The sequence below is a fragment of the Sphingopyxis sp. H115 genome, from assembly GCF_001468465.1.
GTDB lineage: Bacteria > Pseudomonadota > Alphaproteobacteria > Sphingomonadales > Sphingomonadaceae > Sphingopyxis.
In genome coordinates, this window is sequence record NZ_LNSA01000002.1 from 66,230 (window position 1) to 80,890 (window position 14,661).

Here is a 14,661-nt window from a genome sequence, read left to right on the forward strand (position 1 = left end):
TGACAAAGTTGGGGCAGGTTTGTCTGCTTTACATGCCGAAGGCGCGAGATCGGCTATCATGCGCGGAGGCCCAGCCACCTCTCACAATCATCCCTGACCCGCGCGTCCGCGTCGCGCATCCCGCGCTCCAGCACCGCCGCCCTGCCCGCGCCTTCCTCTACCGCCGCCAGCGCGGCGATGGCGTTGGCACGGACGCGGGGGACAGGATGCGCTTTCGCGAAATGGTCGGCCACGTCCCGGCCGTTTTCCGTCAGATGCACCGCGCAGCGGAGCAGCATTTCGCCGCTGGTCAGCGTCGGGCGCCTGGCGATCGTGCCGCGCTTGTCCGCTTCTTGGCCGAGATCGACGATATATTGGTCGCGCCAAGGGACATGCTCGCCCTCGTCCATGATGTTGAGGCTGACCGACAGGCTTTCGGGGGGGAGCTGGCTGTGGATGTCGCGGTGGGCGCGGTAGAGCATTAGCTTGCCCTCGCTCAGGCTGCTGCGCTCGACGAATTTGAGGTTCAGCGGCTCGTCGAGGCGGCCGTCAACCGCTTCGGGGTCATAGTCATAATAGTCGCTGATATAGCCGGGGCCGAAATAGCCGGCGGTGAGGAAATGGAAATTATGGTCGTGCGGCACGCCGTAGGAGAAGGCGGCGGAGCCGCTCGCGGCATAGACGGCGTCGGTCGCGGCGGGCCAGAGGTTGGCGCGGAGGTAATAGCCGCGCGGGCTGCGGTGCAGGAGGAAGACCTGCGCCGAATAGCGGTTGATTTCGAGCTGGTCGGCGTAGCTCGCCTTGAGCGCCGCGACGACGCGGTCGGCAAGAAAGTCGCGGTTGCGCCGCAGACCGGCGAGCAGCGCGGCGCAATGCGCGATGCTGCCTTCGTCCGCGAGGTCGACGCCGCTTTCGTCGAGGCGCGCGACGACTTCGGCAAGGTCGAGCGCGGGGGTGCCCGGCGGGTCGATCAGGCGCGGCACGGCTGCGCATCCTCGCGGCGACAAGGGGCGGAGGGCGCAGGGCTTGTGCAAGGCCCCGGCCCTCCGCCCCCCTTCCGCCCCGTCTCACCGGAAGGCGGAAAGAGCGCCAGCGTCGCCACCGCCGCGCGGCGCACCTCGGGATGCGGATCGCCCGCGGCCATCGCGGCGAGCAAGCGATGCGCGGCGGCGGAATCGAGCGCGACCAGTTCGCGCATCGCGTGCCAGCGCGCGGCGAAATCGCCGGCCTGCGTCTCGGCCGCGAACAGCGGCGCGGCGTCGGTACGGCCAAGCTGGCGGAGCAGCGTCAGCGCCATCGCGCGAAAGCTGCTGTCGCGGCGCGAGGCGCTGACATGGATGAGGCGGCCGCTCGCCGCGTCATAGCTGCGGATCGGCAGCGGCGAGGGCGGCTGGACGGCGAGTTCGAGCAGCAACACGTCGGCGCGCGCGGCGGCGAGCGTGAAGCCCTGGCGCGCGGTGTCGAGGTGCAGGATCGCGCTCATCGTCAACGACTGACCCGCCGCCGCGGCGGGTCAGTCGTTGACGATGAGCGCGATGGTGACCGCGATCTCGAACACCGACGGTCCCGACGACGCGCTGTCGCCGATCAGCGACCCGAACAGCCCGACCGCGGTTTCCAGCAGCGGCACGCTGTCGATATCGATCGATGGCAATTCCATAGTCCCCCTCCTCCGTCGCTCTGCGGCCCCGGGCCGCCCGACCGGGGTAAGGGGACCCTCCGCAATCGCCGAGTTAACTTATCGTAATGGCGCGCCCGTCACTCGTCGAAGCGCGGTTGCGGGGCGCGCGCCGCGGGATAGGATGGGCGGCCGTAACCGGGAGACCCGCCATGCACCGTGCCGCCGCCCTCGCCATCCTGCTTCTGACTGCGCCCGCCGCGGCGGCCGAAACGCTGCTGGTCGGCAACAAGGCCGAAGATACGCTGAGCATCATATCGCTAGCGACGGGACGCGAGCTGGCGCGGCTGCCGACGGGGAAGATGCCGCACGAAATCGCGATTTCGCCCGACGGCAAACAGGCGGCGGTCGTGGCCTATGGTGGGACGACGATCGATGTGTTCGACATCGCGAAGCGGACGAAATTGCGCACGATCGACCTGAGCCCCAACCGGCGGCCGCACGGGTTGCTGTGGCTTGGCGACGGGCGACTGGTTGCTACGACCGAGGGCAGCGAGTCGGTCGCAGTGGTCGCGCCGGACGGCGCACTGACTTCGATTCCGACCGGGCAGAAGGGGACGCACATGATCGTCGTCGCACCCGACGGCCGCACCGCCTATACCACCAATATCGGGTCGGGGACGGTGAGCGTGCTCGACCTGAATGCGGGCGCGAAGCTGCGCGACCTGACCGTCGGCGGCAAGCCCGAGGGGCTGGCGCTGACCAAGGGCGGGCGCGAGCTGTGGGTGGGCGACCTCGACGCGCCGCGCGTATCGGTGTGGGATACCGCGACGGGCGAGAAAATCGCCGAACGGCCGGTCGACCCGGTCGCGATCCGCGTGCTGGCGAGCCCCGACGGCAAGCTGGTCGCGACCAGCAATATCGCGTCGGGAACGATCAGCCTGTTCGATGCCGAGACGCGCGCGCCGCTGAAGACGATCACCGTGTCGGGCGAGCAGGCGAAAGGACAGGTAACCTTGCTGTTCAGCGCCGATTCGACGCGAATCTATGCCGCCGAGACGGGTCACGACAAGGTCGCCGAAATCGATGTCGCGAGCGGGCAGGTGCTGCGGCGGATCGCGGCGGGGAAAAATGGCGACGGGCTGGCGATCGCGCCGTAAGCGCGATCAGCCGAGCGCGTGCGTCTTTGCGAGCTCGGCAAAGATCGGGTGGTCCGAATGAATGTGGTTTTCGATCACATAGCCGTCTTTCAGCATCGACCGGCCGACACCGGCAATCTGGTCGGGGCGTGGCGGCTCCCGGCATCGCCGATCCAGCCGTTCTCACCAAAAGTTGCACTTTTGATTGTCTGCGCTAGCCTTTCCACAAGGGGGGAATGATGGAAAAAGCGATTTCGGCAGGCGTCCAGCCGTCGCGCAAATTGTGGGGTTATCAGCCAGGGGCGATGGATTATGTCCTGTCCGTCGGTAGCGTGGGCATGCTGGCGGCGATGGGGTTGGCCATCTGGCGCGGGCGTGATCAGATGGCACTGGTCCCGATCACATATCCGATCCATTTCGGAACCTTGGCAATCGCGCTGGCGCTGACGCCCTTTTTGTTGCTGCGGGCGAAAGGTGACCGGCTGCACCGCATGACCGGTTATGTGTGGATCACCGCGATGGTAATCACCGCGATCGACACCTTCTTCATTCGCGACCTCAACGCCGGTCAGTTCAGCCTGATCCACCTGCTGTCCGTTCTGACGCTTTATGTCAGCTGGCGCATCGTCGCCAGCGCGCGAAAGGGCGATCATGTCGCGCATCGCAAACATATTCACGGCATCGTTATCGGCGCGTTGCTGATCGCGGGGACATTCACCTTCATGTTCAATCGGCTGTTCGACATGTGGCTCAACCGATAAAATTGGCGACCGGCACGGCATAAGACAGGTCGCTGCCCCCTGCCGATCGCAAGCCGATGGCGAGGTTCGGATATCGGCTTCGGGTCTTTAGTCGCTGCGCCGGCTCGTCGGCATCTCCAGCCACAGCGACAGGCCCGTCGGCGCATCGCGCGGCGGTGCATCGACGACATGCCGCACCGCGTCGGCGCGGGCGCGGGTCAGGATCGCCGCGGGGATTTTCGCGGGGTGGAAGATATGATCGGCCTCGCCGAGCAGGCGCGCGGCGCGGAGGGTCAGGTCGTCGGGGTCGGGGCTGGTCAGTTGGATGGTTTCGAGGCGCGATGGCGGGGTGGCGGTGTCGCTGGCCAGCCAGGCATCGACCTTGTCCGGCGCGGTCGCGTCGAGCGGGTCGAGCGCGCCGCCGCTTGCCAGCGCGGCGTCGATGGCGCGGCGGCGGTCGGCGGGGGTGGGCCAGCGCGCCTTCATCACACCGCGCGCGGACTGCAGCGCCGAGGCGAGCGCGCCGAGCCGCGCGGGGAGCAAGGCTTCGACGCGTTGCCGGATCGCCTTCGCCAGCCCCGCCGACGCGCCGCCGGTGCCGATGGCGATGGTAACCGGGGCGCGGTCGACGATTGCGGGGGTGGTGAAATCGCAGAGATCGGGGCGGTCGACGACGTTGACGAGCAAGCCGCGCGCGCGCAATTCTTCGGCGGCGGCGCGCGCCGCGGCGTCATCGTCGAGCGCGACGAAGGCCAGCGCCGCGCCCGCTTCCCACGCCGGAACGATGCGCCCGCCGGCGCGCTCGATCAGCCGCGCCTTGGCATCGGCAGCCTCCCCCTCGCCCACCAGCACGACGGTGCGGCCGGTCAGGTTCAGGAAGATCGGGAGTTGGTGCATCAGTTCGCCCTTTTCTTCGTCATGCCGGACTTGGTCCGGCATTCATGATCCCTGCCGCGCCGTTGGGCCATGGACCCCGGACCAAGTCCGGGGTGACGAAGAAAAGATAGCGTCGCCGCGTATCCGCGCAACTGCGCCGTATCAGTCGATCCAGTCGGGCACGCGTTCGGCGGCCATGATCGTTCCCGCTGCGATGCGGTCGGCGACGACGACATAGCGCTCGCCATCGACGAGCACCTCGGGCACCAGGCTGCGGCTGTTGTACGTCGACGCCATCGTCGCGCCATAGGCGCCCGCGGTGCGGAACACGGCGAGGTCGCCCGCCTCGACCCGATCGGTCACGCGGTCGCGCGCGAAGGTGTCGCCGGTTTCGCACACCGGGCCGACGATCGACGCGGTCATCGTCTCGCCCGACGGCTTCACCGCGACAAAGTCGTGATACGCATCGTAGAGCGCGGGGCGCGCGAGATCGTTCATCGCCGCATCGACGATGACGAAGGGGTTGGTCGCGCCGGGCTTGACCCACAGGACTTCGGTCAGCAGCACCCCGGTGTTGCCCGCGATGACGCGGCCGGGTTCGAACATCAAGGTGACATCCCAATCCTTGGTCACGCGCGCGACCATCGCGCCATATTCGGCCGGGCTCGGCGGATTGTCGTCGGGCTTGTACGGGACGCCGAGCCCGCCGCCGAGGTCGACATGCGTGATGCTGTGCCCCGCGGCGCGCAGGTCGGCGATCAAGCGGCCAACGCGTTCGAACGCCGCCTCGAGCGGATCGAGACTAGTCAGCTGGCTGCCGATGTGGAGCGCGATGCCGCGCATCTGGAGCCCCGGCAGTCCGGCGAGCCGGCCAAAGATTTCGGGCGCGACGTCGATGCCGACGCCGAACTTGTTCTCGGCCTTGCCGGTCGAGATCTTGGCATGGGTGCCTGCATCAACGTCGGGATTGACGCGCAGCACCGCGCGCGCCGTCATTTCCTTGCGCGCCGCGATTTCGGCAAGCGCGACGCCCTCGGGCTCATGCTCGATATTGAACTGGCCGATCCCGCGATCGAGCCCCAGCGCCAGTTCGGCGCGCGTCTTGCCGACCCCCGAAAAGACGATGTCCTCGGGCGCCATGCCAGCCGCGAGCGCGCGTTCGAGCTCGCCGCCCGAGACGACGTCGGCGCCATAGCCCTGCCGCGCGAGGACGCGCAGCACGCCGAGGTTGGGGTTGCACTTGATCGCGAAGGCGATGTGCTTTTTCGGGATATCGTTCAGCGCGTCGCGGAACACCTGCGCATGGCGTTCGAGCGTTGCGCGCGAATAGACATACACGGGGGTGCCGATTTCCTCGGCGATACGCGGCAGGGGGATGTCTTCGGCGTGGAGAACGCCGTCACGATAGTCAAAATGATCCATTGAAAAGTCCTAAGCTCAGCCCGGAGGCGGCAAGTCAAAATCGTCGGCTTCGCGGCGTTCGGACCGTTTGAGAAGTTCGTCGCTGCGCGCGGGCCGGGCCTGCGCGTCAGGCGTCGTAAGCTCCTCCGTGGTCGGGGCGCGGGTCGCGCCGACGGGAATGGCTGCCGCAGGCTGGCCTGCAACGGGCTTCAAATCTTCCTTGCTGCCGCACGCGCCGAGCAGCGCAACAACGGCAAAACCGGCTATGACGAGGCGCTTGGTCGCCATCAATCCTGTCCTTCCAGCGCGGCACGCGCCGCGGCGATCGCCTGCCTTACCCGTTCGGGCGCCGTTCCGCCATAGCTGGTGCGGCTGGCGACCGACGCCTCGACGGTGAGCGCGGCGAGGACGTCGGGCGTGACCGCCGCGTGGATCGCGGCGGCGTCCTCTGCCGGCAACGCCGAGAGCTCGACGCCCAGTTCCTCGGCGCGCTTCACGCAGGCGCCGACGACATGATGCGCCTCGCGGAACGGCAGGCCGTTTTCGCGCACCAGCCAGTCGGCCAAGTCGGTCGCGGTCGAATAGCCCGACGCGGCAAGCGCGCGCATCCGGTCGGTGCGGAAGGTCAGCGTTTCGACCATGCCCGTCATCGCCGCGAGCGACAGCGCAAGCGCATCGAACGCGCCGAAGACGGTTTCCTTGTCGTCCTGCAAATCCTTCGAGTAAGTGAGCGGCAGCCCCTTCACGATCACCGACAGACGCTGGAAGGCGCCGAGCAGCAGGCCGGCACGGCCGCGCACCAGTTCGGCGGCATCGGGGTTGCGTTTTTGCGGCATGATCGAGCTACCCGTCGACCAGGCGTCGGGCAGGCTGATGAAACCGAAAGGCTGGCTCGCCCAGATCACGATTTCCTCGGCAAGCCGCGACAGGTGGATCGCGGCGATCGACGCCGATGCGCAAAATTCGAGCGCGAAGTCGCGATCGGACACCGCATCGATGCTGTTCGCCATCGGGCGGTCGAACCCGAGCGCCGATGCGGTGGCGTCGCGATCGAGCGGAAAGCTGGTGCCCGCGAGCGCGGCGGCGCCGAGCGGCGATTCGTTGAGGCGGCGGCGCGCATCGGCGAAGCGGCTGCGGTCGCGGCCGAACATTTCGACATAGGCGAGCAGGTGATGGCCAAGCGTCACCGGCTGCGCGACCTGCAGGTGGGTGAAGCCGGGCATGATGCTGTCCGCATGGTCGTCGGCGCGCGTCAGCAGCGCCGCCTGGATCGCCGCGAGCCCTGCATCGATGCGTTCGCAGGCGGTGCGCGTCCACAGGCGGAAATCGGTCGCGACCTGATCGTTGCGCGAGCGCGCGGTGTGGAGCCGCCCGGCGGCGTCGCCGACGAGCTCCTTCAGCCGCGCCTCGACGGTCATGTGGATATCTTCGAGGCTGAGGTCGACCGGAACGCCGTTCGCGGCGAATTCGTCGGCGATCTGCGCGAGGCCGCGGTCGATGACCACGGCGTCCCCCGAATCGATGATTCCGGTGGCGCCGAGCATCGCCGCATGCGCGCGGCTGGCGGTGATATCTTCTTCCCACAGGCGCTTGTCGACGGGGATCGACGCGTTAATCTCTTGCATGATCGCGGCGGGTCCGCCACCGAAGCGGCCGCCCCACATGCTGTTGCTGTCCGGAGTATTCGCCATTCGCCGCGTTCCAAATCCGTCGCTGTTGATCCTCGCCCTAGCTCTGGCCGGATCGGTCGCGGGCTGCGATAGGCAAAAGGCAGGCAGCGAGCAAGCCGCGCAAGGCCAAGCAAATGTTTCGGCGGGCCAAGCGAAGGGCGTCAGCGCCTTCGAATATATGATCGACCGCAGCCACAAGGGCGAAGCCGCGCCCAAGGCCGCCTTCAGCGGTCCCGACGACGCGGCGGTGACGCTCGCCGCCTTTCGCGGCAAGCCGCTGCTCGTCAATCTGTGGGCGACTTGGTGCGCGCCGTGCGTGGCCGAGATGCCGACGCTCGACGCGCTCGCGGCGAAGAGCAAGGACCGGATGACGGTGATCGCGGTCGCGCAGGATCTGCAGGGCGCCGAGATCGTCGATCCGTGGTTCCAGAAAGCGGGGTTGACGGCGCTGCAACCCTATCTCGACCCCGAAAACGGCCTGCTCGACGCCGCGAACAGCGCGCTGCCGACGAGCATTTATTATGACGCGGAAGGCCGCGAAATCTGGCGCGTCGTCGGCGCGATCGACTGGCAGGGCGCCGAGGCGAAGGCGCTGCTGGCGGAGGGCGTTTCCTAGGCATCGAATAATTTCGTCATTCCCGAACAAGAAAGGGCGGGTGCCCCATGACACCCGCCCTTCCGTGCGACCCGGAGAGGGCTCCGGGAAAATTGGCGCGGCTTAACCGCCGACCGTGACGCGGCCGGTGCGATAGCCCTTCTTGCGCATTTCCTTCACATAGTCCTTGTCGGCGTCGACGACTTCGACGGTCCATTCGTCCCACGCGTCCCAGCGGTCTTCACGGTCGGTGGCGCGGCGAAGATCGCTGGTCAGCTCCTTCTCGGCCTCCATGATATCGGCCTTGTAATTATACCATTGCTGGTTGACGACGCCCGCGATCGGGGCGGTGCGGATGTGCGGCGCCTCGAAGCCCGGCGGCATCGCGCCATAGGGAACGGCGGCCACGGCGGCGGTGGCGGGGAGAGCCAAGATTGCGGCGAGGGTGGTCCATTTTTTCATCGTCCATCTCCTGATTGCCTGCCCGCGTGCGGGCCGGTCAGGGGAGTCAACGAAGCACCGCGTCCTTTTCTTCCCGGCTGGTCGCCGAAATGCCACGGGTCGCGGCGGAATCGTCCAAAAATCCTCAGCCGGGGTGCGCTTCGTCGCCGACGGCGGACCGCAGGAGGCCGCGAAATACCTCCTGCGCGCTGCGTTTTCCCTGCGTCACATCATAGACGTCGCGCGCGATCGGCATGTCGAGGCCATGGCGTTCGGCGAGCGCGATCACGGTGGGCGCGCTCTTCACCCCCTCGGCAACCATGTTCATGCCCGCGATGATCGCGTCGATCGAGCGCCCCTTGCCGAGTTCGACCCCGACGTGGCGGTTGCGCGACAAGGGGCTGGTACAGGTGGCGATCAGGTCCCCCATTCCGGTGAGGCCCGCAAAGGTTTCGGGCCGCCCGCCCATCGCCACGCCGAGCCGCGTGATCTCCGCGAGCCCGCGCGTCATCAGCGCCGACCTTGTATTGTCGCCCGCGCCAAGCCCGTCGCCCATGCCGACCGCAATCGCGATGATATTCTTGAGCACCCCCCCGAGTTCGCAGCCCAAGAGGTCGGTGTTGGTGTAGACGCGGAACAGGCCCGAGTGGAACACGGGCTGGAGCGCGCGCACGACGATCTCGTCCTCCATCGACAGCACGCTCGCCGCCGCCTGGCCCGTCATGATCTCGCGCGCGAGGTTGGGGCCGGTGAGCACGCCGACGGGGTGGCCGGGCAGCACTTCCTCGATCAGTTCGGTCATCCGCTTGCCCGAGGAGAGTTCGAGCCCCTTGGTCAGGCTGATCACCGGGACCCAGGGACGAAGATGCTGCTTCGCCTCTTCGAGGACGGCGCGAAAACTGTGCGAGGGGACGCCCATGACGAGCACATCGGCGCCCGCGACGACCTGGGCCATGTCGTGCGTCGCGCGCAGCGCGGAAGGCAGCTTGATGCCGGGCAGATATTTGCGGTTCTCGTTGTCGGCGTTGATACCGTCGACCGTCTCGGCGTCGCGCGCCCACAGCGTGATCGGCGCGTTGCGCGACACCACCGATGCGACCGTCGTCCCCCAACTGCCCCCGCCGAGCAGCCCCACTTTGAGGCGCATATGTCTCTCCCGCTATTTTCGGGAGAGACTGACGCGGGATTAAAGGGTTGGCAAGGCAAGTTCCTCTCTGTCGCGCAGCGATGGGACGGTGGCAGCGCGGAGCGCTGACGGGGGGGGGGGTATAGCGCGCCCCTCCACCACGCGCTTTGCACGCGCCCCCCCTTCCCCACGGCTTCGCCGCAGGGAGGATTTAATGCTCCGCCAGAAACGCGCGTTGGATCTCGGCAGTCGCCTTCGGGTCCTCCATCATCGGCACGTGCGCGACATGTTCGAAGATGTGGGTGCGGCTGTTCGCGATGCCGTTTTCGAGCACCGCGACGCAGCTGACGTCGATCAGCTTGTCGTGGCGGCCCCAGATGATCAGCGTCGGCACCGTCACCTTGCCGAGTTCGTCGTTGAGCGGTCGCTGCTCCATTTCGTCGGCGATAACCCAGAAAATCTTGTCGAGAAGGTCGCGGTGCCTGAGCGCGTCGGCGTAGATGACCGGCTTCAGGCGCGCGGGCACAAAAGTCGGCTTGTGCACGACGAAGGCGATCAACCGGTCGGCATCTTCGAGGCTGGCGAGCACGAGCGGGTTGTAATCGCGGTCGGCGGCAAGCTTCTGGAGTTCGCTTTCATCCGCGCCGAGTATGCCGGCATTGTTCATCAGCGTCAGTGTGCGAAGGGCGCCCGGATAGTCGATCGCATAGCGCAGCGCGATCCAGCCGCCCATGCTGTTGCCGCCAAGGTGCGGGCGTTCGACGCCGAGCGCATCGAGAAAGGCCCGGAGCCGTGCCGCCTGACTTGCGACGTCGAAGGGCAGTTCGCCGTCACGGTCATTTTCGCCGAAGCCCGGCAGGTCGGGCGCGATCAGGCGATAGTCCTTGGTCAGCCAGGGGGCATAGAAGGTCCAGTGATCCTTGTCGGCGCCGAAACCGTGCACCATCACGAGGGTGGGTTTAGACGGATCGCCGCCCTCCAGATAGGGCCAGGTCCGGCCGTCGACGACGACGGTCTTGCGCACCACCCGCGCACGTTTGCGCATCAGCCAGCGCATGAGCTGCACAAGCTGTTCGGGAAAGAGGAAATAGAGCAGCGCGAGCGTGATGAGCGGGGAAAAGATCAGGACGAGGAGGATTTTCATGCGGCGCCCCGTTCCTTTACATGCGCGTCGAACCATTCGATCAGGTCGCCCAGCACCGCACCCTGTTCGGGCTCGTTGTAGATTTCGTGGAACAGGCCCGGATAGATTTCGAGGCGCTTGTCCTGCGATGCCACATTGTCGAACAGATAGCGCGAGCCCGCGGGCGCGGTGAGGCGATCGGCCGCGCCATGCTGGATCAGGATCGGCAGGCGGATTTTCGGCGCGTCGGCCTGCGCGACCGCCATCGCGTCCATGAATTCCTTACCGAGGCGCGCGCCGATCTTGCCGCCATAGACCAGCGGATCGGCCCGATAGGCGTCGACCACCGCCGGGTCGCGGCTGACGCCGCTCGCATCCAATGACAACACGCCAAGGCGGGGAAAGAAGCGCGAGAGGAAACGGCTGATCCAGACGGTAAAACGCGACGGCGGTTCGGCGGGCAGAATCGCGGGACCCGAAAGCGCGGCGGCGACGAACGCCTGCTGCCGTTCGACGAGGAACAGCGTCGCGATGAGCCCGCCCATACTGTGCCCCAGCAGCAGGCGCGGCGTCTCGCCATGGTTGATTTCGACGAGCGTCAGCAGTTCGCTCATCCCGTCGAGAAAGGCCGAAAAGCGCGGGACATAGCCGCCCTCCCCATCCGATTGGCCATGCCCCCAATGATCGACGGCATAAATCGCGTAGCCGGCGTCGGTCAGCCGCGTCGCGACATGGGTGTAGCGCCCGGCATGTTCGGCATAGCCGTGCGCAAGGAGGACGATGGCGCGCGGGCGGCCTTCGGGAAGCCAGTGAGTGACGTGCAGCCGCGCCCCCGCACCGGCGGATTCGGCTGGCAGGATGACGGCGCCGGCCGCCATGCTCAGCGAACCGCCTTTTGCAGCGCGCCGCTGCGGTGCCCGGGGCCATCGTCGCCCGCCTTGTCGATTTTCGCCAATATCGCTTCGAGCGCGCGGCTGATCGCGGTCTGGGTGCGGACCATCTCGATCTTGGGCCAGGCGGTGCGCATGCCGGTGTCGATGAGCTCGTCGATGTCGTCCTGTCCGAGGTCCGAGAGAATTTTCGCCGGCGACCAGAATTTGGGCGGGCGGATGATGTTGATGTCGCCAGTATATTCCTGGTTGATCACCGAGCGCGCCATATTGGCGATGCTGTTCAAGGGCGGGATCAGTTCGAGCGGCTTCTGGAAAATCACCATATTGGCGTTGAGCCACGCCTTGAAGGTCGTCATCGAGGCGTGCTGAATCGCCTCGATCGGCGCCATCTGCTTACGCGTGTCGGTCGCGAAGGGCAGCGCGATCGGGTTCGCCTGGCTGACGATATGATGGTTGACGCCATAGAGGCGTTCGAGGCGCTTGGTCGGGATATCGTGCGTCACCGACCCGTCGACCCAGCGGCGGTCGGGCTGGTAGGGAACGCGCTCTCCCGCATCGTCGCGCGCCATCAGCATCACCGGCGGAAAGACGCCCGGAACCGCGCACGACGCCAGCACAGCTTCGCGGATCAGCACGTTGGGCGCAGTGATCGCGTTCAAGAGCCGGCCATTCTGATGCTTTTCGGCGGGCGCGACCGAAACGTTGAGATGCCGACCGCTGACCTCATAGGCTTCCTGGAAGGTCAGGTCGGGGATAAGGTCAGCGAGGCGGTCGCGTACCTCGTCGGGCGCGAGGCGGCGTCCCTCGGGATCGCGGTCGGGGTTGGCGAGGCGTTCGCTTTCGAGGAAGGCGCCGATGTCGGCGTCCTTGCGCGTGCAGACGACCGCGGCGACGATCGACCCGCCGCTCGCGCCCGACATGATCGCGGGAAGAACGCCTTCGGACCAGAGCGCCTTGACGACGCCGATATGGAAAAACAGAAAGCTGCCCGACCCCGAGAGCAGCAGCGCCGAACGGCCGTAGCAATGCTGCGCGCGGCGGAAGAAATCGCGCTTTTCCTCGCGGGGGATGCTGCGCGCGGCGGCGATTTTGTGCAGCGACGCGACGACCTCGGCGATATAATCTTCGACCAGCTTTTTCGTGCCGAAACGCGCCTTTTGGTACAGCCGTTCGTGCCCCATGCCGTCGATATTGCCGTGGATGCCCTCGTTCAGCACGAAGAGCAGCCCCTTGACGTCGCCCGCCGCCGACAGCGCGCGCAGTTTTTCGAGCCGGGCGCGGATCGCTTTATAGTCGAAATGCTTGCTCTCGTCGGCGTCGCGCCAAGTCTGAAGCCCCGATTTCTTGTCATGTTCGCGGGCTGCCTTGCTCCAGGCGGCATAGTCGGGCGCGGTCGCAAGATCGCGGTCGGCGCTGAGCGTCGGGGTGAAGAGCATTCGGTAATCCTGCGAGAGCATCGTTATTTTTTCGGAGTCTTGCGGGTTGCGTTGCCTTTGGCAACCGGTTTCGCCCGGCTCTTTGCAGCCGGTTTCGGCGCGGCTTTCGGTTTGGCTTTGGGCTTCGCGGCCGTTTTTGGCTTTGCCGTAACGGCTTTTGGCTTTTCGGGCTTTGGCGCCGCCGCCATCAGATCGGCGAAACTTTCGTCGATGCACTCCCGAAAAAAGGCGATGTCGGGCATGATCGCGCGTTCCGAGATGATCGAAAAGGCGATGCGGCCGTTATAGCTGGGGGTCGCGACGAACAGTCCCATATTGTTCGCAAGCGGCGCCATGCCGTGCTGCTGAACGAGCTTTGCGCCCGCTAGGTAAAGCGGCACCTGCGCACCCGGCACGTTCGAAATGAACAGGTTGGTCCCGCGCACGGCAAAACGCTCGCTGGTGACGAGCCGCGCGACCGCGGCCATCGTCGCGCCCGGAATATGCTGCGACAGGTCGGTCATGATCCGCGCGCTGACGCCAGCCTTCGCCTCCTTCGCCTCGACCGTATAGTCGCGCACCGCCGCGAGGCGTTCGAGCGGATCGGCGATATCGGTGCGCACCGGCACGCTCATCGCCGACACTTGATTGCCGGGGGTCGACGCCTTGCCGCCCTTGCCGCGCAGATTGACCGGCGCGACCGCGACGAGGCTCTCTTTCGGCAATTCCTTGTGCTTCAGAAGATATTTACGCAGCGCGCCGCCAACCGTCGTCAGCACGACGTCGTTGACCGTCGCACCGGGCACCTTCTTGCGGATTTCGGCGACGTCGGCCAGCGCAACCGTTGTCGCGTCGAACATCTTGTGTGGGCCGACGGGCACGTTGAAGCGCGTTTCGGGAACCCCCGCGGTCATCCCGCCCTCGGCAATCGACTTGCGCGCCGACGCGACGATCGCGGGCGACATCTTCATCAGCGCGTTCATGAACTTGACCGGCGACTGCATCGACGCCGACCAAGCGCGCGAGAGGGTTTCGGCGCTCGACGGCGCCTCGCCCAATTCCTCGACCGGCGGCGGTTCGGGGATCGCGGGGGTGCCCTTTGCGTCGATATCGCTCATCGCGATGAAGGCGTGCGCGCCCGACGCGCCATCGACCGCGGCGTGGTGGACGCGGTGGAGCATCGCGAAGCTGCCCTTCGGAATGCCGGGAATCCGGTCGAGCCCCTCGATGATATAAATGTCCCAGAGCGGACGGTTCATATCCATCGGCTTCGAGAACCAGCGCGCGACCGCGATGCAGAACTGCCGCCAGTCGCCCGGTTCGGGCAGGCGCGCGTGGCTCATATGCGCTTCGATGTCGAAATGCTCGTCCTCGACCCAATAGGGGTGGTCGATATCGAAGGGCAGGCGGTGAAGGCGGCGCTTGAAGAGCGGCGAGGTGTCGACGCGGCTCTCGACGTGGGCGATAATGTCCTTGAAGCGCACGAAGCCGCCCGGCGCGGTCGAGGGGTCGTAGATATAGACGCCCATGATGTGCGTCAGATTGTTCGCGGTCTGCGTATAGAGGAACTGGGCGTCCTGTGCGCTGAGCTGTTTGAGCATATTATCCTCCCGCCACAGTCGTCATCCCGGCGAAGGCCGGGATC

16 protein-coding genes are annotated in these 14,661 nt (G+C 66.5%); 3 read left to right on the forward strand and 13 right to left on the reverse strand.

Going from position 1 to position 14,661, the window contains the following annotated elements:
* Positions 1-56: 56 nt before the first annotated feature.
* The 3 genes from ATE71_RS01975 to ATE71_RS22375 are packed head-to-tail and all read right to left on the reverse strand — an operon-like array spanning position 57 to position 1,639.
* Positions 57-962 carry a hypothetical protein gene (locus ATE71_RS01975; RefSeq protein WP_058801722.1) on the reverse strand — a complete coding sequence of 302 codons (906 nt, stop codon included), beginning with the start codon at positions 960-962 and terminating at the stop codon, positions 57-59.
* Positions 950-1,462, reverse strand: a complete 513-nt coding sequence (locus ATE71_RS01980; protein ID WP_058801723.1) for a HEAT repeat domain-containing protein — start codon at positions 1,460-1,462, stop codon at positions 950-952. The genes ATE71_RS01975 and ATE71_RS01980 overlap by 13 nt, the downstream gene beginning before the upstream one ends.
* A 30-nt stretch (positions 1,463-1,492) precedes the next feature.
* Positions 1,493-1,639, reverse strand: a complete 147-nt coding sequence (locus ATE71_RS22375) for a hypothetical protein (protein ID WP_160327995.1) — start codon at positions 1,637-1,639, stop codon at positions 1,493-1,495.
* 86 nt (positions 1,640-1,725) lie between these two features.
* Between ATE71_RS22375 and ATE71_RS01985 the strand changes: the two genes are divergently transcribed.
* Together ATE71_RS01985 and ATE71_RS01990 are read left to right on the forward strand one after the other, a co-directional pair.
* Positions 1,726-2,757 carry a YncE family protein gene (locus ATE71_RS01985; protein WP_152998603.1) on the forward strand — a complete coding sequence of 344 codons (1,032 nt, stop codon included), beginning with the start codon at positions 1,726-1,728 and terminating at the stop codon, positions 2,755-2,757.
* Positions 2,758-2,972: 215 nt separating this feature from the next.
* Complete coding sequence (locus ATE71_RS01990; RefSeq protein ID WP_058801725.1) at positions 2,973-3,497, forward strand: DUF2306 domain-containing protein; 525 nt, start codon at positions 2,973-2,975, stop codon at positions 3,495-3,497.
* 87 nt (positions 3,498-3,584) lie between these two features.
* Here ATE71_RS01990 and ATE71_RS01995 read toward each other — a convergent pair whose 3' ends face one another.
* The 4 genes from ATE71_RS01995 to argH all read right to left on the reverse strand — a co-directional run bounded on the left by ATE71_RS01995 (position 3,585) and on the right by argH (position 7,417).
* Positions 3,585-4,373, reverse strand: a complete 789-nt coding sequence (locus ATE71_RS01995) for a bifunctional precorrin-2 dehydrogenase/sirohydrochlorin ferrochelatase (protein WP_058801941.1) — start codon at positions 4,371-4,373, stop codon at positions 3,585-3,587.
* A 141-nt stretch (positions 4,374-4,514) separates the two neighbouring features.
* A complete protein-coding gene (lysA, locus tag ATE71_RS02000; RefSeq protein ID WP_058801726.1) occupies positions 4,515-5,774 on the reverse strand; it encodes a diaminopimelate decarboxylase in 1,260 nt (419 codons plus the stop codon).
* A 15-nt stretch (positions 5,775-5,789) separates the two neighbouring features.
* A complete protein-coding gene (locus tag ATE71_RS02005; RefSeq protein WP_058801728.1) occupies positions 5,790-6,041 on the reverse strand; it encodes a hypothetical protein in 252 nt (83 codons plus the stop codon).
* Positions 6,041-7,417, reverse strand: coding sequence for an argininosuccinate lyase (argH, locus tag ATE71_RS02010; RefSeq protein ID WP_058801730.1), 1,377 nt, complete (start codon positions 7,415-7,417; stop codon positions 6,041-6,043). Before argH ends, ATE71_RS02005 begins: the two co-directional genes overlap by 1 nt.
* On the opposite strand from argH, the gene ATE71_RS02015 reads away from it, so the two are divergent.
* Positions 7,416-8,039: a TlpA family protein disulfide reductase gene (locus tag ATE71_RS02015; RefSeq protein ID WP_058801732.1), complete on the forward strand. Its 624-nt coding sequence runs from the start codon at positions 7,416-7,418 to the stop codon at positions 8,037-8,039. The genes argH and ATE71_RS02015 overlap by 2 nt on opposite strands.
* Positions 8,040-8,141: 102 nt before the next feature.
* Here the strand turns inward: ATE71_RS02015 and ATE71_RS02020 are convergent, their stop codons facing one another.
* From ATE71_RS02020 to ATE71_RS02045, 6 genes are all read right to left on the reverse strand, one after another.
* The gene (locus tag ATE71_RS02020; protein ID WP_058801734.1) at positions 8,142-8,480 is read right to left on the reverse strand and encodes a hypothetical protein; all 339 of its coding nucleotides are present in this window, start codon (positions 8,478-8,480) and stop codon (positions 8,142-8,144) included.
* Positions 8,481-8,604: 124 nt separating this feature from the next.
* Positions 8,605-9,606, reverse strand: a complete 1,002-nt coding sequence (locus tag ATE71_RS02025) for an NAD(P)H-dependent glycerol-3-phosphate dehydrogenase (RefSeq protein WP_058801736.1) — start codon at positions 9,604-9,606, stop codon at positions 8,605-8,607.
* A 190-nt stretch (positions 9,607-9,796) separates the two neighbouring features.
* The gene (locus ATE71_RS02030) at positions 9,797-10,729 is read right to left on the reverse strand and encodes an alpha/beta fold hydrolase (RefSeq protein ID WP_058801738.1); all 933 of its coding nucleotides are present in this window, start codon (positions 10,727-10,729) and stop codon (positions 9,797-9,799) included.
* A complete protein-coding gene (locus ATE71_RS02035) occupies positions 10,726-11,586 on the reverse strand; it encodes an alpha/beta hydrolase (RefSeq protein ID WP_058801740.1) in 861 nt (286 codons plus the stop codon). The genes ATE71_RS02030 and ATE71_RS02035 overlap by 4 nt, the downstream gene beginning before the upstream one ends.
* A gap of 2 nt (positions 11,587-11,588) precedes the next feature.
* Entirely contained in the window at positions 11,589-13,037 is a 1,449-nt protein-coding gene (locus ATE71_RS02040) for a DUF3336 domain-containing protein (protein WP_058801942.1), read from the reverse strand.
* Between the two features lie 23 nt (positions 13,038-13,060).
* On the reverse strand, positions 13,061-14,617 hold the full coding sequence (locus ATE71_RS02045) for a WS/DGAT/MGAT family O-acyltransferase (protein WP_058801742.1): 1,557 nt from the start codon (positions 14,615-14,617) through the stop codon (positions 13,061-13,063).
* Positions 14,618-14,661: the final 44 nt, after the last annotated feature.

What these genes read in the sequence shown, in the direction of transcription:
- ATE71_RS02005 (WP_058801728.1), bottom strand. Translation starts at nt 6,041, where the DNA reads ATGGCGACCAAGCGCCTCGTCATAGCCGGTTTTGCCGTTGTTGCGCTG.
- ATE71_RS02040 (WP_058801942.1), bottom strand. Translation starts at nt 13,037, where the DNA reads ATGCTCTTCACCCCGACGCTCAGCGCCGACCGCGATCTTGCGACCGCG.
- ATE71_RS02035 (WP_058801740.1), bottom strand. Translation starts at nt 11,586, where the DNA reads ATGGCGGCCGGCGCCGTCATCCTGCCAGCCGAATCCGCCGGTGCGGGG.
- lysA (WP_058801726.1), bottom strand. Translation starts at nt 5,774, where the DNA reads ATGGATCATTTTGACTATCGTGACGGCGTTCTCCACGCCGAAGACATC.
- ATE71_RS01980 (WP_058801723.1), bottom strand. Translation starts at nt 1,462, where the DNA reads ATGAGCGCGATCCTGCACCTCGACACCGCGCGCCAGGGCTTCACGCTC.
- ATE71_RS02030 (WP_058801738.1), bottom strand. Translation starts at nt 10,729, where the DNA reads ATGAAAATCCTCCTCGTCCTGATCTTTTCCCCGCTCATCACGCTCGCG.
- ATE71_RS01990 (WP_058801725.1), top strand. Translation starts at nt 2,973, where the DNA reads ATGATGGAAAAAGCGATTTCGGCAGGCGTCCAGCCGTCGCGCAAATTG.
- ATE71_RS01995 (WP_058801941.1), bottom strand. Translation starts at nt 4,373, where the DNA reads ATGCACCAACTCCCGATCTTCCTGAACCTGACCGGCCGCACCGTCGTG.
- argH (WP_058801730.1), bottom strand. Translation starts at nt 7,417, where the DNA reads ATGTGGGGCGGCCGCTTCGGTGGCGGACCCGCCGCGATCATGCAAGAG.
- ATE71_RS02015 (WP_058801732.1), top strand. Translation starts at nt 7,416, where the DNA reads ATGCTGTTGCTGTCCGGAGTATTCGCCATTCGCCGCGTTCCAAATCCG.
- ATE71_RS02025 (WP_058801736.1), bottom strand. Translation starts at nt 9,606, where the DNA reads ATGCGCCTCAAAGTGGGGCTGCTCGGCGGGGGCAGTTGGGGGACGACG.
- ATE71_RS01985 (WP_152998603.1), top strand. Translation starts at nt 1,726, where the DNA reads ATGGCGCGCCCGTCACTCGTCGAAGCGCGGTTGCGGGGCGCGCGCCGC.
- ATE71_RS02020 (WP_058801734.1), bottom strand. Translation starts at nt 8,480, where the DNA reads ATGAAAAAATGGACCACCCTCGCCGCAATCTTGGCTCTCCCCGCCACC.
- ATE71_RS22375 (WP_160327995.1), bottom strand. Translation starts at nt 1,639, where the DNA reads ATGGAATTGCCATCGATCGATATCGACAGCGTGCCGCTGCTGGAAACC.
- ATE71_RS02045 (WP_058801742.1), bottom strand. Translation starts at nt 14,617, where the DNA reads ATGCTCAAACAGCTCAGCGCACAGGACGCCCAGTTCCTCTATACGCAG.